We start from the raw sequence: 23104 nt of genomic DNA on the forward strand, positions 1-23104 counted from the left end.
TACAATAATTTATCCAGGCAGTAAGCTGTGCTGATTTCCTATGGATGGCAGCCGCGGATTCTTCCACTCTCCAGCCGCATCAACATGCGCTAGCGGAGGTGGAGAGGCCTGCTGCGTTTGTTGGGTGAAGATATTGTTATAAGGAGCGTTATGAATCAACTCAAGCGAGCTGACTCTGCTTTCTTTTCCGGTGGTGAGATGGCTCACAGTGGCTTCAGCAGGCATGCAGACTGAGCCGTAATCCTCAGCGACCACGCCGCTATACATTTGCTGAGTTTTGCTATGTTCAAACCGAAACGTAGAGCCGTCAGGCCCATTTCGGTGCAGTCCCAATGAAAGAAAGGCATTTTGAATCGCTTGCCAGTTTTTATACTCAGGATGTTCGCGAACAAACCATTTGAAAATATCCGGACACATAAGCAGGCCGCCGGGTACCATTAACAGCGGCGGCTTATTAATCATAATCAGGCCGCTATCCAGACTTTTCTGTAACCATTGTAAAAACTCAATGCCGATTTGCTGCTCGATATCACTGACCGAGTCAGGAGCTCCGCCGCCGAAAGTGCTCACCCGGCCATAGCGGCCCCTGTTGCCATAATGACGCGCTGCCTGCTGATTAAAATAACGTTGTAAGGCAATAGCATTGGCGCGGATTAATATCGCGCCGAGCGTACCAGCAGAATAAGCGTCTTCATTCAGCAAGGCCAGCCAAACCTCAAGTACTTCCTGTTTTGAGGCAATCCAGGCAAACCCGCTGGCCGGCATCAATAGACGCGCCATCAGCAGATTAAGACGTTTGCGAAACTCGATATTGCTTTCTTTCTGGAAAGTATAGGAATAATGGCTGCCGACTAAAATCAGGTTTTCCAGCAAGGGATTCCATTGTTTAAGGTATTGTCCGCTATTGTCAAAGAGCTCTACGGTCAAATCAATTTGTAATTTGCCAATCCCTTGCAATAAAGCCGCAGAAAGCAGAGCGTATTGCCATAGTTTCTGCTCCTCTGAATAACTGCTATTTTCTTCAAGGATCATGTATTGCTTGAACAAATTCAGTGCGGCTTCAGTACGGTTCAAGGCATGATCGATTAAGCCGCCCGGTTGGGAATAATAACTATTGGAGGTTTCAGGCAAAAGCTGTGTGTGATTTACCAGATTATGGATGATAGTCAGGCCGATACTATCGAAGCGCGCCGGTTCCAGACCACAGTTTTCGCTAATGTGCTGCACTAACTGATTACGTTTATCTTCGGCAAGGATTTGTTCAACTGTTACTATTTTAGTTAAATCCTTTAAAGGCCGGGCTTGGGACATACGTCCTCTTCCATAACGATGAAACAAGACAACCTCCATAATCTACGAGTCTTTGAGCAGTTGATCCGTGTTGTAAATCAATTGCTCCTAATTAATTTTATATCATTTCCAGATGCTTACTGATGTCAATATATTCTCTGATTGAAATCTGCTCTGGTCTTCTCGAGGGGTCTATCCCCAGGTTACTTATCTCATTGGCTGACAGCAGGGGTTTTAAGTTATTGGCCAGTGTTTTGCGGCGCATGGAAAAAGCCTGTGCAACAAGATTTTGAAAGCGAATGATGTCGACTTTGGGATAGGGAGAGCTTATATACGGTTTAAGACGTACGATGGCCGAATCTACCTTGGGTTTTGGAAAAAAAGCTTCTGGCGGCACTTCAAATAAGAAGTCAGCCTGGCAATAGTACTGAGTAATAATACTCAAACGCCCGTAATCCTTTGAACCTGGCGAAGCAACAAGCCGTTCAACCACTTCTTTTTGCAGCATGAAATGCATATCCTGGATGGAAGACACAAAGCCAAATAGGTGAATGAGCAGTGGCGTTGAAATATTATAAGGTAAATTGCCCACAACCCGCAGGCCAGTACCCAATTGATTATAGCTGACAGTCAGGGCATCGGCATTAATAAGCTGCAGTTGTTCTGAATTGTAGGTTTCATTAAGCAATGCGCAAAGATCACGGTCAATTTCGACAGCAGTCAGTTTGGGCAGGATTTTCAACAAAGCCTGTGTCATTGCGCCCATACCTGGGCCAATTTCCACTACAGTATCAGTGGAGCTTAAATGAATGGCAGCAATAATTTGTGCAATAATAGATTGATTTTGCAAAAAATTCTGACCAAAACGTTTACGAGGACGATGACTCACTTCTTTCACCTGAAATCCAGTCTGCTAGTAGTTGCACTCGTATTCAGAATTAGGAATATCAAAGAGATAAAATTGGATGCGAGAATTGTTATCTGCTACAAACTCTGGGTTAAGTGCGTATTAGTGATGAGCTTGCTCACCTAAAAATTATCGCTCCCAATTATACAGTACTTTGTCTAATCTACCAAATGTTTCCTCGCGGCTAGTTTGCAGCAAACCAAAGTACCCACGGATTGATAGCCGCGCGCGCTATGGCAATGCCCGCCAGAATTGCCAGAACTGCATATCGGTCAGCAAAGTAAAGCCAGTGTTGTTTCGCGGCAATAAAGGGCGCGCGGCCTGCCACCCATCGGGATACGGCAATACTGACCGGAAAATAAAGTAGTATTAGCAATTCATTAAAGATTCTCGCTTCCATGAAATGCCCGACCAATAAAAGTCCGATAAAGTAAATCAGGGCCGCATAGCGGATTGGCCGGTATTGCGGGGGAATATAATCATGAAAACCAAACCAGAACAAGGGTAGTCCGCAAAGACAGTAAATGAAAAACAAGAGATTATTATCTTCCAGAAGCCAGAGCAAATTGGCTTCAAAATGGGTATGACTGGTATCACGAAAATAAAATTCACTGTAAGTGCCTGGCAGCTTATAAGTCAGCAATACAACCAGCAGTCGAGCGCAAAGATAAGTGATTAAAGCCAGTCCGAATACAATCTGAACTTTTTTTAACTGTTGCCAGTGCAGTGCCGGTATTAAGAGAACCAGAAGGATGCTGCTTTCACGATTAAAAGTGGCGATGAAAATCAAGGGAATCAACCAGCGCCACTGTTCTTTTATACAGAATAAAAAGCCCAGCGTCATGAAAAACAAGGAAGCGCTGTCGGCAGGATAAAAAAAAGAGGCTTCGCCGTCGATGGTAAAGCGGTAATTTATAATGGACATTAAAGGAAGCAGCAGAAGAAAAAGCCAGCTTAATAGCCGGGCTTCATCAATCGCAAATTCGGTTCTCAGCAAATGAAAAAGCGCAATAAAAAAAGAGCTGACAAATATAAGCTCCAGCAGAAAGAAGAGTTGATCGGTACCGATGGGTAAAATATAACTGAGTCCTCGGGCCAGCGCGGGTACCAGCATTCTCTGACCAAAAGGGAGTCTGGCCGTAAAATTGATCATTTCATCAAGGGTCGCCCCGTCATAGACACCGGTTAATTTGACATGCATAAAGGCGTAACCGAAAATAAGGACAATGCTGATGAAACGTAATTTATAGCGGAAAAGATCCCTGTTCATAATTCCAATAATTCAAACCACCGGATTGACCAGACTAACCGAGATCGATATAAATGAATAGTCTTTCAACGCATCTCGGTGAGCAGCCATTTGGAATAAATTATGTTAGAGCACCTTATTGAACTTAGAAAACGGATGATCAGGGTGCTGATTTTTTTTGCTATCCTGTTTGCCAGTTATTTTTATTTTGCCAAGGATTTATTTCACTGGGTGGTTTCCCCTCTGTTGAATGCCTTGCCAGCCGCCCAAGGCAGCCTGATTGCCACACAGGTTACCGCCCCAGTACTGACGCCAATCGCTCTTGCCAGCAATCTCGCCTTTCTCTCGACAACGCCATTTTTTTTATTTCAGCTATGGGGCTTCGTAGCGCCGGGACTTTATCGCGATGAACGAAAAAAAATAAAGGGAGCAGTTCTTGGCAGCTTAGGCCTTTTTTTTCTGGGCATTGCTTTTTGTTTTTATGGGGTTTTGCCGTTTATGTTTCAATTTTTTATTCAGGCTGTGCCCGATGGGGTCAAAATGATGCCTGATATCAGCAATGCCCTGGATTTTATTACCCGCATGTTAATCATTTTCGGCATCTGTTTTCAGGTACCCTTAATCTGCTTTGTTCTCGTTCAGCTGGGATGGCTTGAAATTCGGCATTTAACTCTGGTACGCCCTTACATTATTGTGCTGGCCTTTACTGTGGGCATGCTGCTGACACCGCCTGATGTTTTATCGCAAATATTATTAGCAGTGCCGTTATGCCTCTTATACGAACTGGGTATTTTACTATGTCGGTGGAAGAAACCTTCTTTGAGCCAAACTCATAACATTTTAAGTTGAAGGTGAGGGGAATTTTCCATTGATCCAGAAATAGTCCTGAGTGAACATTATAGGTTGATTATCTCGTTTAGAGATAAAGCCCACTTCGTTAACGCTGGTCTGACATAACCAACCTGTTAAATTGGAGGGGCTGTTCGCATGAAAAGCGCTAGGCGAAAACAGAGCAATATTTTTCCCTTTCTCTTTATCTCTGGCCGAAATATATCGGAAAGCTTCTACTCCGTCTTGCCTCATATTAGAACCCAATTGCTGTGTATCAGAATAGGAAGTGGGAGAGGTTAGAATGGATTCAAATTCAGTAAAAGGCGGCTGATCTAAAAACACTCCCCATTTGCTTTTAATAGAGACGGAAAAGGAAGAGAATTCGCTTGTAATAGAGTTGTGAAAGGGGACTTCCGGGCCTAGCATATAAACAAATCGGTAATAAGCAACTTCCGCTAGTGCCGTGTAAAGATTTAATGATCCGTAAAAGAGACTCTGCTCAAAAGTAGATCCAAATCGCGAACCATATTTAAGCGGAGGATAACGAAATGCTGTTTTCAGTAGATAGTCCAGAGAATCGGTATTATCAGGAAATAGCGGTTTAGTCTGCTCAATTAACTCTTCTAAAAGACATTGCTCATGTAAGTTATTTACCAGATTCAAGGTGGCTGCTTTTTCCTGTGATTCTACAAAGCGAAATATGGACGCAAAGATGGGTTTAATCTCATCTTTACCTTTAGCCCGCAGCCAGATATCGACCATTATATCTTTCCTCTGATAGCATCCAGATAACTTACTACTCTGGATAGTCCTGTGACAGTCTTCATGGCTTCCAAAGGAATATCCTGGATATGAAAGTTATTGGTCCTTAACCAGTGGTTAATGGCCTCTTTATTGCCACCGTTTAAAGCAAATAAAGAACGGTAAACTCGAATTAATAATAATGAAAGCTCACCTTCTTTGCTTTTTGGGTCAATCTCGCTTTTCTTCAGGATTCGATTGACTGTATTACGAGAGCGGCCAATGATTTTGCCCAACTCCTCGTCAGTCAATCCCAGCTGTGCTTTTAAATTAGTGAGGGCTACTGCCAGGACATAATTTTCCTCAGGTTTGGATTGAATGTTCATGAGCCCCTCGTTTTTGCACCATATGTGATATTATAGCATTATTTGCACCATTTGGTGCACTATCTATAATATTTGTCATACCAGTCTTCATTCGTCGCCCTGTGGTTCTTGCTTCCAGACAAGTTGGCGATTTTGACTACCAAAGGCTCAAGCAGCGGATGAGCCAGTGTAGTGACTAATAAAATGAGCGAGACGGCATATCGATTGAGGAAAAAGAGGCCTGCAGAGTTATAAGGTGTTTCATAAACGGGCTCATTTTGAATCCAGCGATTAACCGCCGTGCAGACCGGTAAATAAAGAAGAATGACAATCTCATGAAAGATGCGAACTTCAGAGAAATTTCCAATGAGCTGTAAGCCAAGGAAATAGAAGAGTGCTATGAAGCGAATGGGTCTTAACTGCGGGGGAATGTAATCAATGAAAGCAAACCACAGTACAGGCAATCCCATAAAACAAAAATTAATCAGAAAAATAGCCAGTTGCCGGAATAGCCAGTTGAAATTGGTTTCAAAATAGGTGTGGCCAAAAAACTGATCATACCATTCGGTGAGCGGGCCAGGCGAATTCTTTGTTAAATGAAGAATGATCAGCCGCGCCAGAATATAGAGCAGCACTGCTGCAATCATCGGCTTGGCTATTTGTTTTCTGTCACTCCAATGCAGCGCTGGAATTAACAGCACCAATAAAATACTGCTTTCCCGATTAAATGTGGCAAGAAATATCCAGAACAGGAGCAGCGTCCAGCGTTTTTGTAAACACAGCAGAAAACCCATGCTTATAAAAAAAAGGGAGGCTGAGTCTGAGGGATAATAAAAAGTCGCCGGGCCGCCAAACATTATGCGGTAATTAACCACTGATAACAGCGGCAATAACAACAGAAACAGCCAGGTGCAAACGAGACTTGCCCGCAAAGAAAGCTGGCGCTGAAGCAATGCCTGCAAACTAAAAAAAAAGGCGGCTGTAAACAGAAATTCCAGTAGAAAGAAAAGGGGGCCTGGAGAGAAAGGCAGAAAAGAGGATAAAAGTTTCGCCATTGCAGGAACCAGCAGGCGTTGGGCAAACGGCATGCGAGTGCAAAAATCAAGCATTTGTTCCAGTGTAACCTGTATGTAGATTACTGTGAGCCGGGTATGAAGAAACGTATAGGCAAGCAGCAATACAAAACTGATAAACCGGGTTTTATAAAGGAACAGATCCGAATTAATGCTCTGAGGGCTAATCCTGGCCGACATTCTGATATGCAAAAATATGACTATTGACCGCCATTTTGAGCCTGAATCTGGGGAATAGCAAGCTTAAGCTTTAGGGAAATTGACCGATACTAATAATGTAATGCCAAAAAAAGCAGGAGGGCCTATGACTAAAGAAGCCAAATTTAATATCGGCGATTGCGTCAGGCATCAACAGCACGGCTACCGAGCCGTTATTGTTGATATTGATCCTTTATTCCAGGCATCCGGGCGCTATAACCCGCAGGCCAGTAAACGTGAATTTGCCGCAAGAAGCCCCTGGTATCGACTGCTGGTTGATGAAAGCAGCCAGATTACTTATGTTGAGGAGTGTCATTTAATACTGGACAGGAATACAGAACAAATTGATAACCCCAAATTACCGGAGTATTTAATTGCGGATAAAGAAGGGTACAGGAGCTGTACTAAAAAACATTAACTATCTCGACAAGGTCTTTCGAGATGGGTGATGCTCTGACTACGATCTTAAATTACAGAGCAATTCCTTCCGCTTCCTACGTGCCTGGGCTTTTGCCCGGCATAAAGGGAATGCTTAAGCCTGACGGGTCAGCTATACAATTACCCTGCTGCGATTTGAGAGCTATAATTAAAGAATGTTACACAGGCTAAGGATAGTTACTCTGTGAAAGAAAAACCGGTTTCGTCTTTCTTACATAATCTGCAATTAAGCAGAGGCATACTTAATTTTGTCTTTATTGCTGCGTTAATCTGCCTCCTGGTAATTAATTTCTTTTCCTATTATCAGCTTAAGGCTTTAATCAAAGCCAATAATTGGGTTAACCACACCTATCAGGTGATTCAAAGCATCGACTCCTCTTTATATAGTGTGGTCGATATCGAATCCCGGCAGCGAGCGTATCTGCTTCGAGGTAATGAGCAGTTTCTGGCCGATATCGAACCCATCAAAAAGCAATTAACAATAGATATAGAGCAACTTACAACTTTAACTCATGATAATCCAGGACAAAAAGCACGTGCTCAGCGGTTTTTGGAGTTGGTCGATCAGCGAATGGAGTTACTAAACCGCATTTTGCAATTTAAATTGAGTAACAAACTGGATACGCCAGAAGGTCTTGAGCAATTGAACTTAAGTCAGAATCTGTCGAATCGGGTAAAGGATTTGGGCCAGGAGATTAAATCAGTTGAAATGGTTTTGCTGACTGAGCGAAATAATTCCGCAATCAGTCAATCAAAAATATTTAGCTCTATTCTAATAGTCGGCGGTACCATCAGTATTTTATTTCTGATTATTGCCTTTGCACTGGCGAATATGGAGCTGCTAACTCGTAGAACCGCAGAAAAGCATAACTTCAACATGCAGACCCGCCTGCGAAAAATTATTGAAAGTGCAAGCGATATGATTGCCGCCCTGGATAAAAATCTGCAGTTCATCATTTTTAATGAAGCCTATCAGCAGGAATTCAAGCAGCTTTTTGGGAAAACTTTGACCCTGGGAATGTCGATCGATGACGCTTTTGAGGATATTGCCGATGAAAAACGTGCAATAGCTGCTCAATGGAAGGATTCTTTGCAAAACCATGAGAAGCTGCTTCGTGCGGAACTTAAGGTAAATGACGATAAATATACTTATGAGATGTCATCAAGTCTGATTCAAAATGATAATAATGAAGTCAACGGAGTCGTTCACAGCGTGCGAAACATCACCCAGCGCATCAAAGAACATACAGAACTGCAACAGTCCTATGAGAAATTAACTGCTGGAATGCTCGAGCTGCAAAATAAGAATATAGAAATCACCTTGCTGGTTGAAATGAGTGACATCATGCTGGCATGCAGTACACTGGAGGAGCTTAGCGCGGTCATGTCAAAATACTCGCAGCGCCTGTTATCGTTTGTCAATGGCGGCTATCTGTTTATTATGCACCCTTCTAAAAACTACCTTGAGAATGCAGCCAGTTGGGGAGAACCTCACGATCAGGATCAAACCTTTGTCCCCGACCAATGCTGGGCCATTCGTCTTGGTCGTATTCACCAGGTGAATGATCCAGAGAAAGAACTGGTCTGTTCTCATATTAAGCTGGAAGAGCATGGTGACAGAGGATTACTCTGTGTACCCCTGATGGCTCAAAACGACATCTATGGTTTACTTTATATGGAAGCAAAGACAGATACCCCTTTGTTAATTGATGAAAACAAACGCTTGCTGATTACTGCCTTTGCTGAGTTGACCGCATTAGCCCTGGCTAATGTACGTCTGCGCGAAAACCTTCGCCATCAGTCCATTCGCGATCCTTTAACGGGTTTATACAATCGCCGTTATTTGGAAGATTTCATGTTCAAGCAGCTGCATCAGGCGCAGCGTTCCAACTCGCCTTTTGCAATTCTGATGATTGACTTGGATCATTTTAAGAAAATTAACGACACTTACGGCCATGAAGCGGGGGATGTCGTTTTAAAGGAATTTGGCCATATATTACAGGAGAATATTCGTTTGGGAGATATCGCGGCCCGATATGGCGGTGAAGAGTTTATTGTGATGTTTTATGATATTAGTCAGGATGATGCAAAAATGCGAGCTGAAGCGATAAGAATGGCCATACAAAAAACCCCGCTTAAATACGGGGCTCAACAAATAGGGCAAGTGACGGCGTCAATTGGACTTTCAATGTATCCCAAAGATGCCAAAACTACAGCCGAGTTAATTGAGGCGGCCGATAAGGCGCTTTACAACGCAAAAAACAATGGCAGGAACCAGGTGGTTATCTACGGAAAAAGCGAGAACGGCAAATTGCCGCGTGCTGTAGCGGAACCGAAGCAAATAGCTTCAAAACATTGATCTAAATTCTCTCTCCCCACAGGGGAGAGAGTTAGAGAGAGGGGTTTAAAAATCAACCCTCACCCTAGCCCTCTCCCAGCTTGGGAGAGGGGGTTTTCTCTTAAGTTAATGCCAAACGTGCCTGTGCGGAATGACACCGACTACACAGCAATCGGCGCTTTGATAAGCGGGTGGAACTGATAGTTTACAATTTCAAAATCCTCGAAATGGTATTCAAATAAAGAATCCGGTTTTCGCTTGATCTCCAATTGTGGTAAAGGATAAGGAGTTCTTTGTAATTGGGTTTGTGCCTGCTCCAAATGATTGAGATAAAGATGGCAGTCACCTCCGGTCCAGATAAATTCGCCTGGCAAAAGCCCGGTCTGCTGCGCCACCATGTGAGTTAAGAGAGCGTAGGAGGCAATATTGAAAGGAACGCCTAAAAACACGTCAGCTGAGCGTTGATAAAGCTGACAGGACAGATGTCCATTAGCCACATAAAACTGAAAGAGTGCATGACAGGGCATCAATGCCATTTTATCGAGCTCGCCCACATTCCATGCACTGACCAGTAATCGTCTGGAATCCGGATTACTTTGAATCTGCTGAAGGACTTCACTGAGCTGATCAATCGCTTCACCACTCTGAGAAGGCCAGCTTCGCCATTGGCGGCCATAAACTGGGCCCAAATCGCCATTGCTGTCTGCCCACTCATCCCAGATGCTAACGCCATTTTCATTAAGATAGGCGATATTGGTGTCTCCTTTGAGAAACCATAATAACTCGTGAATAATACTGCGTGTATGCAGTTTCTTAGTGGTGACTAAAGGAAAGCCCTGGCGCAGGTCAAATCGCATCTGATACCCAAATACCGATAAGGTGCCGGTACCGGTACGATCGGTTTTTTCGGTGCCGTTTTTTAAAATATGATCTAAAAGATTCAAATAGGTTTGCATTGTTTTACCCACCATAACCATAATCCGGCTAACAACATGGGGATGGACAACAGCTGTCCCATGGTTAGCGAATCAAATGCCAAATAACCAAGTTGTATGTCTGGTTCGCGGAAAAATTCCGCAAAAATACGACAAAGTGAATATCCGATTAAAAATATCGCGGATACACAGCCTGTCGGGCGTTTTTTAGCTGCATATAACCAGACTACAATGAAAAGTACAATACCCTCTAGCCCAAGCTCATAAAGCTGGGATGGATGGCGCGGCTGACCATCGCTTCCCGGGAAAATCATTGCCCAGGGCACATCCGTAACCCGTCCCCATAATTCACCATTGATAAAATTCCCGGCGCGGCCCGCGGCAAGACCTAATGGTACAAGTGGCGCAATGAAGTCGGCAACCTCAAGAAATGGTTTTTTACTGCGGCGTGCAAATAACCATAAAGCCAGAGCCACTCCAATCAATCCGCCATGAAACGACATTCCTCCTTCCCAAAGCTTAAACAAAGCCCAGGGAGCACTGATTAGCTGATGCGTGTTATAGAAAAGCATATAGCCCACACGACCGCCAATAATAACGCCAAGCGCTGCGTAAAAAATTAAATCGCTAACCTGCTCATTACTCCAGTCCAGGCGATATAGCTTAACGCGCAAGCGGGCCAGAGCCCAGGCCATAAAGAATCCAAGCAAATACATTAAACCATACCAATGAACCTTCACTGGGCCCAGCGTAAACGCAACGGGATTAATAACGGGATAAGTTAGCATGTTTTCCTCAATTATAGGTTTAAACAAAGTCCCAAAGTAAATTTACAGCGGTCACCACCAGCATGATAATAAAAATAATATTCAGACGTCTTACCGGCAAGCGATAATTTAAACTCACGCCCACTGGCGCAAATAAAATGCTGCTTATCGCGATAGGAATTACCGCTGGCCAATACACATAGCCATAGGCGCCATAAGGCAGCTCTCTATCAGTTAAACCTGATATAGTGAAAGCGAGACAGCCAATTGCACCGACAGCCAGGGTGCAAAGGGCGGATATTCCGGCGATTTTTTTTATATTAACACCACAATAAGCCAGATAAGGAACAATCATCAGGCCGCCGCCAATCCCCAGCAAACCTGAAATAAGCCCGGTAAAGAAGCTGAAACTGTGATTGATCCAGGCGGCCGGAAAGCTGCCCTCTGGTCTGGAGGGTAATCCCGTGCGCATGCGTATTGCCGCGCCAAGGAGAAAAACTCCGAGAAAGGCTTTCAGCCAGTCCGCCGGCAATATTCTCGCAATAACGGCAGCCAGAATAACACCGCTGACCAGACCTGGCCAGATATGGTTAAAAACCGACCAGGATACATTGGCACGTTGATGATGAGCCCGAATTGCCGCTAAAGAACTAAAAATCATCACTGCCAGTGAACTGCCAACTGCCAGATGAGGCGCCAGATCATTGCTGATTGCCGGATTTTGTTCAAAAAGGAAAAACAATGCCGGTACGACAATAATACCGCCGCCAATGCCTAATAACCCCGCCATTAAACCGGCAAACAGACCCGTTAAGCAATAAGACAGAGCATTCAGTAATAGACCACCAGTCACGTCTTGCCTGCTCGGATTAACCCGCCCAGGCCTTCATTTTCCAGTGCCGTTTGCAAATAGAGCTTAATTTCTGCCGGATGCTCCATTTCCAGCACGTCTGCCAGCATTTTACGGCAGCTGGCTAAAGACACATTGCGGATAATCCACTTTACTCGTGGCAGGCTGGTGGAGTTCATGCTTAAGGTGTCAAATCCCATTGCCAGCAATAACATGACCGCCAGAGGATCGCTGGCCATTTCGCCGCAGATACTGACCTCAACACCGGCAGCATGCCCTCCTTCGACGACACGCATTAATGTCCTCAGCATGGCTGGATGAAAGGATTCATAAAGTCCCGCTACCCGTGCATTATTGCGATCAACTGCCAGCAGATACTGAGTCAGATCATTGCTGCCAACCGATAGAAAATCCACGCGTTTCGCCAGTTCTCTGGCAAGGTATACGGCCGCAGGTACTTCTATCATTACTCCGAGTCTGGGTTTTTCAATACGGCAACCCTCTTCAAGCAACTCGTGATAAGCCTGTTCAATGAGCAGGGAAGTTTCTTCGACTTCGCTTAATGTAGTAACCATCGGCAGCATTATCCGCAGATTATTCAGATCTTCGCTGGCGCGAATCATCGCTCTAATCTGCATCAGAAACACGTCAGGGTGATCAAGCGTGACGCGGATTCCTCGCCAGCCAAGATAGGGATTATCCTCTTCTACCGGGAAATAGGGTAGTATTTTATCCCCGCCAATATCCAAAGTGCGCATGGTGACAAAGCGCGGGGCGAAGGCTTTGAGAATTTGTCGATAAATAATATATTGTTCATCTTCAGAGGGAAAACGATCGCGGCTCATGAATGGAACTTCGGAGCGATACAAGCCAACCCCTTCCGCCCCCACGCTCATTGACAAACCCGCATCCATCGCAAGCCCGGTATTGACCTGCAGGGATACCTTATAGCTGTCCAGAGTTTCGGCCGGCTTGTCACGAAGGCTGATTAAGGTCTGATTCAGCTCGTGTTCTTCCTGTGCCAGTTTCTTAAATTCAGCGAGCACAGTACGATTGGGTGAAATGTAAACATGGCCTAAAAAACCATCCACAATGACTGCACGTTCCATCAGGTATTCAGTTTTTAAACCGCGAACTCCCATGACAGTAGGTACGCCCAGTGCGCGCGCCAGAATGGCCACATGCGAGTTGTTGGCTCCTTTTGCCGAAACCACTCCCGCTAAATGCCCCTCTGGAACCTCTGCCAGAGCCGAGGCGGTGATTTCCTCACCTACCAGAATGGTTCGCTTTGGATAAACTATTTCTTCCCGCTGGGTGCGCTGCAATTCTGCCAAAACCCGACGGCCAAGATCGCGAAAATCGCTGGCCCGCTCTCGTAAATAATCATCTTCCATACTTTCAAACTGCTGAACATGCTTTTTGATAACGCTGGAAAGTGCCGCTTGCGCGCTTAATTTTTCGGAACGTATAACATCTTCTACTTCAGTACCTAAACTGTCTTTGTCCAGAATACGGATATAAACATCGAATAATGCATGTTCTTCTTCAGCAACCGTATGTTTCATTCGTTTGCTTAGTCTTTGCATGTCCTGGCGGGCAATTTGCAGGGCATCAAAAAAAGTGGTTACCTCTTGTTCAATGTCGTCCACATTATGCCTGGGCACCGCATCAATATCCGCCGGCGGATAAACCACAACCGCGGTGCCAATACCTACTCCCGGAACACTGCCCACACCGGTGAGAGCTGTCTGAATAGTTTCCGGTTTTTTTGCGCCGGTGAGCCTGGGCTGAGTGATTTGCACCAGCTCGCCAGTGGCCTCAGCCTGGGCGATAATGCCGCCAAGCTGCGCTGCCAGGGTAATAAGAAAGGCTTCTTCGGCATCATCAAAACAACGCTTTTCCGCTTGTTGAACGGTCAGTACGCCGTACAATTTGCGATGCTGGATAATCGGCACACCCAGAAACGCTTTTAAATGTTCTTCGCCAATCAGGGGATTCTGATGAAAATCGGGATGGCTAGGGGCATCCTCAAGATTGATTGGTTCTTCCCGTCGTCCCACCAGGCCGATAATGCCGCGATCAAGCGCCACGCGAACCCGATACTCTGCCATTTTATTGAGGCCGTCTGTAGCTACAAGTACATATTCGGCATGTTTGTTATCAATCAGAAATACGGATACCGCATCCGCGCTGACCGCTTTGCGTACGCGCTGGACGAGAATGGACAATGCATCGTTTAAATGGCTGGCAGTCGTTACATCCTGAACTATTCGCTTGAGTATTTTTAACATTTATCGACTTTGGTTACCTCGCTTTCGTCGAATGCCATAGGGCGTGCGTCGTTTTCTTAACAAATGCTCAAGCTCTTTCATTGCCTGGGCATATACCTGACGTTTAAAAAAAATTACCTGTTCCTGCGGTTCGTGATAATCAATCCAGCGCCAGCTGTCGAATTCAGGGGAGTCACTAAGATCCAGCCTAAGCTTTTGCTCACTCGTTACCAGGCGCAAAAGATACCATTTTTGTTTTTGCCCAATCACCAGCGGGTCGCTGCCATGCCGAAGATATTGCTTCGGCAAGCGATACTTCAACCAGCGTTTGGTAACACCCAATACCTCAATATCATCCCGATCCAGACCTATTTCTTCTTTCAGTTCGCGATACATCGCTTCCAGAGAGGTTTCGCCTGCAGCCAATCCGCCCTGCGGAAATTGCCAGGCATCATGCCCGTGGCGCCTTCCCCAAAAAACCCGGCCGGAGTCGTTCACCAGAATGATACCGACATTCAGCCGGTACCCGGCACGATCAATTACCATGACTAACTACTTACACTAAACTCTTAATGCCCTGATTTTTTCACAAAGTTTCGAGCCGAGCAAATAAAACTGTATTTAACTTGGTTCCAACACTAAAATAATAGCTGTTTTGCAGATTTTTGAACTTTACGAACAAGGCTGGTAATGAAAAAGCGAGTTCTTATCCTCAATACGGGTGGTACCATCAGCAGTGTCAAAACCAATCACGGTTATGAACCGGCCGAGGGGTATGTGGAGCAGGCTTTGCAACAAATGACTGCGCTCTCGCATCCGAGCATGCCTGAATACCAGATTAAAGAATATTCTCCCTTGCTTGATTCTTCCAACATGACCCTTAACGACTGGAATCAGATTGCCTGCGATATTGCTTCCCATTATGAGCAATTTGATGGCTTTGTTATTTTTCATGGAACCGATACGATGGCCTATACGGCTTCAGCCCTGTCATTCATGCTTGAGAATCTGGGCAAACCCGTGATTCTCACCGGCTCGCAAATTCCTTTGTCGGAAGTGAGGAATGACGCTTATGATAATATCCTGACCTCCTTATGGCTCTGTGCACATCAGCCTGTCACAGAAGTTTGTATTTATTTCAACCAGCGTTTGCTCAGAGGCAATCGCAGTCAGAAGATTTCTGCTCAGCATTTTGAGGCCTTTGCTTCTCCAAACTTTCCGCTGCTTGCCAGTGTTGGTATTGACATAAAAATTAATCAGGATTTAATTCTCCCTCCGGTTAAGAAAAAGTTTCATCTGCAAACCATCAGCCCGCATTTTATCGCCAACTTCAGACTGTTCCCAGGCTTCTCAACCGATGTCCTGCAGGCTCTTCTGCAACAGCCTCTGCGTGGTCTGGTTCTGGAAACTTATGGGGCTGGTAATGCGCAGAATAACGATGCCCGATTTTTGAAGATGCTGGAAGAAGCCTGCAGGCGCGATGTCATTATTATTAACTGCACCCAGTGCCAGCAGGGCTATGTGGAAATGAATCAGTATGCCACCGGTCATACTCTGAAAGATGCCGGTTTAATCAGCGGTCATGATATGACGCCGGAGGCCGCACATTGTAAATTGCTTTATCTGCTCAGTAAAAACCTGCCAGTGGCTGATATTAAACTGGCAGTAGAGAAAAATTTATGTGGTGAGCTAAGCAATTACTAGGTATGTCCCGGTCCGATCCAACCGGGAATGCCCGAACCTTTTTAAACCGATCAGGAGGGTTGGTATACGGACGCTTCTGTCGGTGTTGGTTTTGGGATTGCTATACCCATTGCCTCTCTGGCTTTATTAATACATTCTTTCAGATAGGCTTCAGAGACCCCTATATTATTATCCATTCCGACTGTTCCTAAAGGAGCAACATAGTGAATAGGAAGATCCAGGCCCACACCATTGTCTTTTATTACCTGCACGTTACCACTCTCTAAAGCAGTTAATTGCAGACTCACGGCAATTTTTCTGCCTTCAGGGTTATCTCTCATTTTATCTGTACCTGGTCTCCCAAGCATGATAAAAAGATTATTTACCGCGATACCAACCAGTCGTTCTTTTGCTGCGGCAATTTGCAGATTATTCACTTTATCAGTAAAGAAAAAGGAAGCAACGCTTTGAAACAGGGTTGGATTTTTGCTTTCTGCCTGGGTATTCTTAAACAGATAATCAGCCATAAAATAATTAAATATCTGTTGCGGATCTTTAGGCTGATCGTTAGGTATGTTATTTAATCCCAGCTTTTTCAACTTTCTTAAGTAAGCGCTCGCTAATTCTTTTATATTTACAACTAACTTGTTAAAGTCTCCGGGGCCAATGTTCTTCAGGCGTGCCTCTTCGTTCGCCTCAATTTGTTTGTCTTCGAGTATTTTTAAAATTTTGGCAAGATAAATTTCATCATTGTGGATATCTGAATTCACCGGCTCTTTTTCTTGTAGCGACGGCTCTTCTGGTTCATCAGATGCTGGCTCTTTGATTGGTGATTTAGTTTCTTCATTTCCAATGGCACAAATCAGGCCGGTTAACGTATCCGCAATGGTTCTTTTATCTTCTGCCAGTTTCGCGCGTTCAGCTGTTGGAGCCCATTTCTTCCTGGAGTCCGCATCATACAAATGCATTTGTTCTTTGATATAATCTTGCATGATCTTTAAAAATATTGTCATTGCACTACTCCTTTTAGTTGCAATTTTTTATCATATCAGTAATTTTAGGATTAGCAATACGGATGCAGAGTGTTTAATTCAAAACCTTCCTAAACACTAAAAGCGCTTGTTTTAACAGGAGAATTGATAGATGTCCTTACATGTTATTATTTTGGCAGCCGGCTTAGGTAAGCGGATGTATTCCACTACCCCTAAAGTTTTGCATAAACTGGCTGGCAAACCCATGTTGTCCTGGGTGGTAGAGGCTGCACAAAGCCTTAAGCCTGAAGCGGTGCATATAATTTATGGCAATGGAGGAACCCATGTTCGGGAAGCGTTGTCGTCACTGGAGGTGAACTGGGTTCTGCAGGAAAAGCAGTTAGGTACCGGTCATGCGGTGATGCAGGCCCTGCCGTTTATTCCCGAAGAAGCCCGGGTTTTAATTCTCTCTGCGGATGTTCCTTTAATAAGCTCTGAAACGCTGGGGCATTTAATCCGGCAATCAGGCAGCTTTAACCAACTCAGTCTTTTGCTGGCCAATCTCGATAATCCTTTTGGATTGGGGCGTATTTTGCGCGATGAGAATACCGCTATTTATGGCATCGTAGAGGAAAAAGACGCCAGTGAGCAGCAGCGGCAGATCAGGGAAATATACAGCGGCATTTGCTGTGCCAACGCCGGGGATCTGAAGCGCTGGTTGCCCATGCTGAATAGCAATAATGCGCAGGGAGAGTATTATTTAACCGACATTATTGCTTTGGCAGTACAGGAAGAACAAATGGTTCAATCCATTACTGCCCGAGATCCGGTGGAGATTCAGGGAGTTAACACGCCATTGCAGTTACAGCAGCTGGAAAGAATATGGCAGCAGCGACAGGCTGAGAAACTCCTTCTGGCGGGGGTATCGATTGCTGATGCAAGCCGTATCGACATTAGGGGCGAATTAACTTGTGGCAAGGATGTGTCCATTGATGTCAACTGTGTGTTTATTGGTAAAGTGAGTTTGGGTGACGGCTGTCGCATTGGCCCTAACTGTGTGATTCGGGATAGCCATATTGGTGCAGGTTCGGAGATTTTGCCTAATAGTGTGATTGAGAAAAGCGAACTGGGTGCTGAATGCCATATCGGTCCTTTTGCCCGCCTGAGACCAGGAACAGAGCTTGCCAGCTTTTGCAAAATTGGTAATTTTGTAGAAACCAAGAATGTTGTATTTGATGAGCATTCCAAAGCCAGCCATTTAAGCTATCTGGGTGATGCGCGAATTGGCAGGGATGTGAATATTGGAGCAGGTACCATCACTTGCAATTATGACGGTGCTAATAAACATCAGACAGTCATTGAAGACGGCGCTTTTATTGGTTCGGATACGCAATTAGTCGCCCCGGTGACCGTCGGACGCAATGCGACAGTGGGCGCCGGCAGTACGATTCGTAAAAGTGTGCCTGCAGATGAACTAACATTAAGTGAAAATCGACAAAAAACGGTTTATGGTTGGAAAAGACCTAAGAAAAGATGAGAGGGATAAAATCACCCCTTCTTAAATTCTATTTAAGAGAAATCCCCTCTCCCAAGCGTGGGAGAGGGCTAGGGTGAGGGTTGATTTTAACCCTCTCTCTAATTCTCTCCCTGAGGGAGAGAGGACTTTAAGGGTAGATTATAAGATATTAATAAGCAGTAGGCAGGCTCGAATCCCTGCGCCTCACAATCTGCGAATTGAGCAGTTCATAAATCCATAGCACGAAAGGCACACCAATCAAGGTGAGAATAAATTTTAACACCCAGGCATTGGTGGCCAGATTAAATACTTGCTCAAAGGGATACATTCCGCCGAATAACAAACTGTAGTTTATCAGGCATAACAAGGAATTAACGATGAGATTGGCTACCAGCAGACGTAAGCCCCGATTGCTGCCGTAACCGGTCTGCTTCAGCTTTTCAAGAAGAAAACTGTTCCCTGCCAGGCTTATTAACAAGGTCAGTATGGTCGCTGGGATGCGTCTTGGCATGGTGAAGGAATAAAAGGGAGTCAAATCAAAAAAATCAGGTGAAGGGAGCACGGTCACCAGCATTAACAGGCCGTCAAATACCAGCTCAGCCAGGATAATAAATAAGGCCAGCAGCAGATTGGCTTTATAGCCATAAAGCTCGCCGATCAAATTACTGGCCATTATAACCAAAGGAAAGACAATGCCGCTGGCAGTCAGAGTCCAGTCATTTCCAAATGAAACAATGCGGTATTCACAGGATAGAGAAATTAATGTAACGGTGACAGCGAAGCTGACCAGATAGTGATACCAGGGCGAAATAAAATAAAATGATTCCTTAGGAACATCGGTAGAAGCCGGTTTGGCAGTCAGGTGCCTTATTAAATAAAAAATCGCTGCAATAAGCAGAATAGTCGCTGAAATTAATAGCGAGTCGAAAAACATACGGCCAAAGCTTTCAACATGCGGGTCAGCGAATAAAAGAAGAAAATCAAAAGAAAAAAAGGAAATACCGCCGAATAAAACAAGCAATAAGCGTTTTTTGGGGGAAATGAGTATTCCGGGACGCCGCGCACAACAGTATAGATGGGGTAAATAAAAGCTGACCGCAAAGGCAATGGTTGAGGCGAAAAATTTCCTGGGAATATCCTCAAATACAATCTGATAGGCAGTGCTGTCACGCATATACTCAGCGGCAGGCAGATTAACGAGAATATAAATACCTATAGAAAAGAGATACAGTGTCAGCAAGGATTGATTGAGAGCATGACGTTGTTGCACAAAGCTGCATTTGCTTAATATGGCCAGATAAAAACAGGCGACCAGCGGGCATAGCACACTGCTGGAGGTGATTAACATACTCTCAAAATTAATAATCTTGAATGACACATTAATAAGCAGCATCAGACAAGTGAGCATGGAAACTGTCAGCATTAAGCAATTGCGTGACTGTTGCTGTATTGGAAAAGACATGAGCCAACCGCCCTAATTCAAATCGTTTAGAGCACTCATTGTCCACATCCGTGCCAATAAGTGCCCGGCAATATAACACTATACTAATTATTTTTGCAAGTTATTGAGATTGGTAAAGTCGGACACTGGGGATCAGGGAATGGGAAGAAGTGATGTTGCTGCCTTTGATAAGCGGTTAAATTGCCAATAAACCCTTTCATCATTTAAACTCGTACAATATTCTGCACAGGGAATTACGAATGGTTCATTTCAGAAAGCAATCCTCCGCAAAACGAGGCATGATGCCGGGATCAGCAGTGTATGTCGGTGAAAATCCGCCCAAACCTACACGCGCGTTCATACACATCTATGATGAATCCAATTATCAATGCCACGAGGGCTTTGACCAGGAGCTTGTAGAGGCAGCGCTTGCCGAGAAGAAAACCGTCTGGATTGATATTTTCGGCTTGCAGAATGTTGAACAAATTAATCACTGCTGTAATGTATTCGGTGTTCATCCTCTGATTGTTGAAGATATCATGAATACTCATCAACGGCCGAAAGTGGATGTCATCAATGAGGGTTTATTCATTGTCTTTCGTATGATGGATAAGCCTAAAGAGCAGGAATGCGAAGAAAGCGAGCAGTTCAGTATTATCATCAAGGAAAATCTGCTGATCACTTTTAGAGAGAGTGACGATGAAGAGCTGGTTTCCCTGTACAAACGCCTGGCAATGGAAAACTCCTTAATCCGCGATCAGGTTGTTGATTATCTGGCTTATCTTTTGATGGACCAGGTGGTGGATAATTTCTTTGATTATGTGGAGGGAATTGAACAATCACTGACTGCGATTGAAGACAGGCTGATAGAGAATCCGCAAACGATTTCCTTGCAGAACCTTTATGTGATCAAGCGCCGTATTATGCTGCTTCGTAAAATCATCGCTCCTCTTCGAGATATTGTTCATTTATTAATTTCGAGTAAGGGGCAATTAATTAATGCTGAGTATCATATGTATTTTCGCGATCTGCATGATCACTGTTTGCGGCTTTTGGAAGCAATTGATTTGCAGCGTGAAATGACGAATAACATGCTGGAGATTTATTTGTCCACGCTCAATAATCGTATGAATGAAACCATGAAAATACTAACTTTGTTTGCCAGTATTTTCATCCCACTGACCTTTATTGTAGGTGTATATGGGATGAATTTTGACTATATGCCTGAACTGAAATGGCGTTATGCCTATCCCACGGTCTTATGCGGCATGGCCTTTTTAGCTGTGGCCATGCTTTATTTCTTCAAAAAAAAGAAACTGCTTTAAGATTATCGCGCTCGGCTGCATTTCTGGGGTCGGAGGATGAGAGAGGTCTGAGATCTTCGGTTCGGGCCGTAGCAGAGAACTTGCCTCGTGATCGCAAGGCTTTGGCTGAAACCTCTATCGAAGAATCCTTTAGCTGGGTAGCCTTTACGTCAGCAGGCTCTTGTGACTTAAGATCTGCCGTCGGTGGTGCAGGCAGCGCTGCGACTTCTTTCAAAGTGGTTTCGTCTTTTTTATCTTGTTTGCCAGAGGATTCAATCTCCCTTAATTTATTCCCATTGAGATGAATCTGTGGTCTTTCTTCTCCCGGAGGTATAGCTGAGAAGCTAAAGTGGGCACGATAGACAAGCTCCATAATAGATGGATTATACAATGAAGCCATCGCTATTTTGGTCACAAAAGGAGGCATTCCCTTAATTTTCTGCAAGGCTTTTGCTGAGATATCGGGCTCACTTGAAGCAGCCCAAACTGCCAGGTTTTTTGAGGTCTTGATGATAGCCTTCGTCACTGCCGGACTGCCTTTTCTAAACGCTATCCAGTCCGCCTTAATCAGAGGGTCATTGGTAAAACTTGTCTTGCTGACGAACATAGAGGGTGCTACCCATGGGATTACCTTTTGCAGATAGGGATGACTCCAGCAGCTTTGCACGATCTCTCCTGCCCTCTCCCAGTTAAAGGTGGATTTCTGCTGTTTTAACATTTCGGGGATTTTTTTCTTGGCCCCTTCCATGATTAATCCATCAACAAAAGAAACGCCTCGGCCGAAAAGCAATAGCGGGTCAACCACATAGCGTGATGTTTCATCGACAGGAGGGGGAAGATTCATATGCGTCGCAGTGGCAATCTGCATTAACACCGCAAATTTCAGCATCACATCCTGATAGTGTTCGCGGGGTATCCCGGTTAAATAAAAAATCCCTTCAACAAAGGCAAAGGCCACTCCGCGCGACCCTATTCCCAGTGAGGCCGCCAGCTCCCAATTCTCCTCAAGATAGGCAGTAATATGCCGGTTGCAATGCTCAGGCATGGCCATCGCCAGAATAAACTGGCCATCATAAAGAATTAATAAGACGGTAGAAACCATCTCTCCTACATAGGGAATAAAACTAATCCCCCAGATCAGACCGCGGGTTGCCCAGTAGGTAATACTGTTTTCAATAGAGCCCTTGAATTTTTCCATGAAACCACATTTCTGCTGTTGGCAAATGGTCATTGGAATTGGCGCGGCCCCTGGAGCTGGGGGAGCCATAACTCTAAATGAAGCGCCATTTAATTCACTTCCTGCCTCCGAAAATTTTTTTGAGGCATCCGAAATGTGCATTAACATATGGGTTGTCGTTTCGACATTTTTTTTTGCACGATACAAAAAACCCAGCACATAGAGACCGCCAATAAGGAGGGTCAGGCCGGTATTGACACTAACCAGCTGCTCTTCGTCCTCAGTGTATAGGGCTCGCAATTGCTCGACTGCTAATTTAGTGATAAAACTTGCCGCCACCAGGGGAGCAACATCACGGCCCAGGATATAGCCCATATTTTTGTATACTGAACGTACTGACGAATTTGTGAGGTTGTATGCGAGATCAGGAGCGACCGCCATTTGTTTGAACCCATAGGAAACGACTTTATGTGCTGAATTACCCAATCCCTTTGCAACGGTTGTCAAGGTGCTATTATTACTCAACGACGTTAGCGCATTGTTCAGACTTTTTCCCCAATTCTGAACCGTAGTTCCCAAATTTTGAACGCTGGCCATCCATCCCATAATGCTCTCCTGCAATAGTCCGAAATTTCGAGAGTGTTCATCAAACTGTATCCTTACTCACAGTCACGCCGTCATGTTATGGCAGTTTGATGAAGACTCTCGAAATTTCATTCTATGGGGAAAATCTGCAAATAACCAGAGCAAGACGTTCATT

Annotated in this window: 20 protein-coding genes; 6 read left to right on the forward strand and 14 right to left on the reverse strand. The window is 44.7% G+C overall.

Going from position 1 to position 23104, the window contains the following annotated elements; genetic code table 11:
- Positions 1-9: 9 nt before the first annotated feature.
- From B1207_RS04885 to B1207_RS04895, 3 genes are all read right to left on the reverse strand, one after another.
- A complete protein-coding gene (locus tag B1207_RS04885; RefSeq protein ID WP_172458129.1) occupies positions 10-1338 on the reverse strand; it encodes a TraI domain-containing protein in 1329 nt (442 codons plus the stop codon).
- 70 nt (positions 1339-1408) lie between these two features.
- On the reverse strand, positions 1409-2179 hold the full coding sequence (gene rsmA, locus B1207_RS04890) for a 16S rRNA (adenine(1518)-N(6)/adenine(1519)-N(6))-dimethyltransferase RsmA (RefSeq protein WP_112219014.1): 771 nt from the start codon (positions 2177-2179) through the stop codon (positions 1409-1411).
- Positions 2180-2381: 202 nt separating this feature from the next.
- A complete protein-coding gene (locus B1207_RS04895; protein WP_112218869.1) occupies positions 2382-3467 on the reverse strand; it encodes a hypothetical protein in 1086 nt (361 codons plus the stop codon).
- A 102-nt stretch (positions 3468-3569) separates the two neighbouring features.
- Between B1207_RS04895 and tatC the strand changes: the two genes are divergently transcribed.
- Entirely contained in the window at positions 3570-4295 is a 726-nt protein-coding gene (gene tatC, locus B1207_RS04900; RefSeq protein ID WP_112218870.1) for a twin-arginine translocase subunit TatC, read from the forward strand.
- Here tatC and B1207_RS04905 read toward each other — a convergent pair.
- Genes B1207_RS04905 through B1207_RS04915 form a run of 3 tightly spaced genes read right to left on the reverse strand, consistent with a single transcriptional unit; the run spans position 4287 to position 6636 of the window.
- On the reverse strand, positions 4287-5039 hold the full coding sequence (locus tag B1207_RS04905; RefSeq protein WP_112218871.1) for an RES family NAD+ phosphorylase: 753 nt from the start codon (positions 5037-5039) through the stop codon (positions 4287-4289). The two genes, tatC and B1207_RS04905, sit on opposite strands and share 9 nt — an antisense overlap.
- Positions 5039-5404 carry an MbcA/ParS/Xre antitoxin family protein gene (locus B1207_RS04910; protein ID WP_112218872.1) on the reverse strand — a complete coding sequence of 122 codons (366 nt, stop codon included), beginning with the start codon at positions 5402-5404 and terminating at the stop codon, positions 5039-5041. Before B1207_RS04910 ends, B1207_RS04905 begins: the two co-directional genes overlap by 1 nt.
- Before the next feature lie 59 nt (positions 5405-5463).
- Positions 5464-6636, reverse strand: coding sequence for a hypothetical protein (locus tag B1207_RS04915; protein ID WP_216362457.1), 1173 nt, complete (start codon positions 6634-6636; stop codon positions 5464-5466).
- A 124-nt stretch (positions 6637-6760) separates the two neighbouring features.
- Between B1207_RS04915 and hspQ the strand changes: the two genes are divergently transcribed.
- Both hspQ and B1207_RS04925 read left to right on the forward strand, forming a co-directional pair.
- Positions 6761-7072 (forward strand): heat shock protein HspQ, encoded by a 312-nt coding sequence (gene hspQ, locus B1207_RS04920; protein WP_112218873.1) that lies wholly within the window; start codon positions 6761-6763, stop codon positions 7070-7072.
- A gap of 204 nt (positions 7073-7276) precedes the next feature.
- Positions 7277-9451, forward strand: a complete 2175-nt coding sequence (locus tag B1207_RS04925) for a diguanylate cyclase (protein ID WP_112218874.1) — start codon at positions 7277-7279, stop codon at positions 9449-9451.
- Between the two features lie 140 nt (positions 9452-9591).
- Here B1207_RS04925 and thyA read toward each other — a convergent pair whose 3' ends face one another.
- The 5 genes from thyA to B1207_RS04950 are packed head-to-tail and all read right to left on the reverse strand — an operon-like array spanning position 9592 to position 14798.
- Positions 9592-10386, reverse strand: coding sequence for a thymidylate synthase (thyA, locus tag B1207_RS04930; protein ID WP_112219015.1), 795 nt, complete (start codon positions 10384-10386; stop codon positions 9592-9594).
- Positions 10371-11153: a prolipoprotein diacylglyceryl transferase gene (lgt, locus tag B1207_RS04935; RefSeq protein ID WP_112218875.1), complete on the reverse strand. Its 783-nt coding sequence runs from the start codon at positions 11151-11153 to the stop codon at positions 10371-10373. The genes thyA and lgt overlap by 16 nt, the downstream gene beginning before the upstream one ends.
- Before the next feature lie 19 nt (positions 11154-11172).
- Positions 11173-11985 carry a sulfite exporter TauE/SafE family protein gene (locus tag B1207_RS04940; RefSeq protein ID WP_253255785.1) on the reverse strand — a complete coding sequence of 271 codons (813 nt, stop codon included), beginning with the start codon at positions 11983-11985 and terminating at the stop codon, positions 11173-11175.
- Positions 11982-14273 carry a phosphoenolpyruvate--protein phosphotransferase gene (gene ptsP, locus B1207_RS04945; RefSeq protein ID WP_112218876.1) on the reverse strand — a complete coding sequence of 764 codons (2292 nt, stop codon included), beginning with the start codon at positions 14271-14273 and terminating at the stop codon, positions 11982-11984. Before ptsP ends, B1207_RS04940 begins: the two co-directional genes overlap by 4 nt.
- The gene (locus tag B1207_RS04950) at positions 14274-14798 is read right to left on the reverse strand and encodes an RNA pyrophosphohydrolase (protein ID WP_058506848.1); all 525 of its coding nucleotides are present in this window, start codon (positions 14796-14798) and stop codon (positions 14274-14276) included.
- A gap of 144 nt (positions 14799-14942) precedes the next feature.
- Here B1207_RS04950 and ansA point away from each other — a divergent pair, with 144 nt between their 5' ends.
- Complete coding sequence (gene ansA, locus B1207_RS04955; RefSeq protein ID WP_112218877.1) at positions 14943-15956, forward strand: asparaginase; 1014 nt, start codon at positions 14943-14945, stop codon at positions 15954-15956.
- A 50-nt stretch (positions 15957-16006) separates the two neighbouring features.
- Here the strand turns inward: ansA and B1207_RS04960 are convergent, their stop codons facing one another.
- The gene (locus B1207_RS04960) at positions 16007-16948 is read right to left on the reverse strand and encodes a hypothetical protein (protein ID WP_112218878.1); all 942 of its coding nucleotides are present in this window, start codon (positions 16946-16948) and stop codon (positions 16007-16009) included.
- 130 nt (positions 16949-17078) lie between these two features.
- On the opposite strand from B1207_RS04960, the gene glmU reads away from it, so the two are divergent.
- The gene (gene glmU / locus B1207_RS04965) at positions 17079-18443 is read left to right on the forward strand and encodes a bifunctional UDP-N-acetylglucosamine diphosphorylase/glucosamine-1-phosphate N-acetyltransferase GlmU (RefSeq protein WP_112218879.1); all 1365 of its coding nucleotides are present in this window, start codon (positions 17079-17081) and stop codon (positions 18441-18443) included.
- A gap of 148 nt (positions 18444-18591) precedes the next feature.
- Here the strand turns inward: glmU and B1207_RS04970 are convergent, their stop codons facing one another.
- Positions 18592-19884: a VUT family protein gene (locus B1207_RS04970; protein ID WP_112218880.1), complete on the reverse strand. Its 1293-nt coding sequence runs from the start codon at positions 19882-19884 to the stop codon at positions 18592-18594.
- 239 nt (positions 19885-20123) lie between these two features.
- Between B1207_RS04970 and corA the strand changes: the two genes are divergently transcribed.
- Complete coding sequence (gene corA / locus B1207_RS04975) at positions 20124-21188, forward strand: magnesium/cobalt transporter CorA (protein ID WP_112218881.1); 1065 nt, start codon at positions 20124-20126, stop codon at positions 21186-21188.
- Here corA and B1207_RS04980 read toward each other — a convergent pair.
- Complete coding sequence (locus tag B1207_RS04980) at positions 21166-22950, reverse strand: hypothetical protein (protein ID WP_112218882.1); 1785 nt, start codon at positions 22948-22950, stop codon at positions 21166-21168. The genes corA and B1207_RS04980 overlap by 23 nt on opposite strands.
- Positions 22951-23104: the final 154 nt, after the last annotated feature.

It is taken from the genome of Legionella quinlivanii (assembly GCF_003265995.1).
GTDB lineage: Bacteria > Pseudomonadota > Gammaproteobacteria > Legionellales > Legionellaceae > Legionella_C > Legionella_C quinlivanii_A.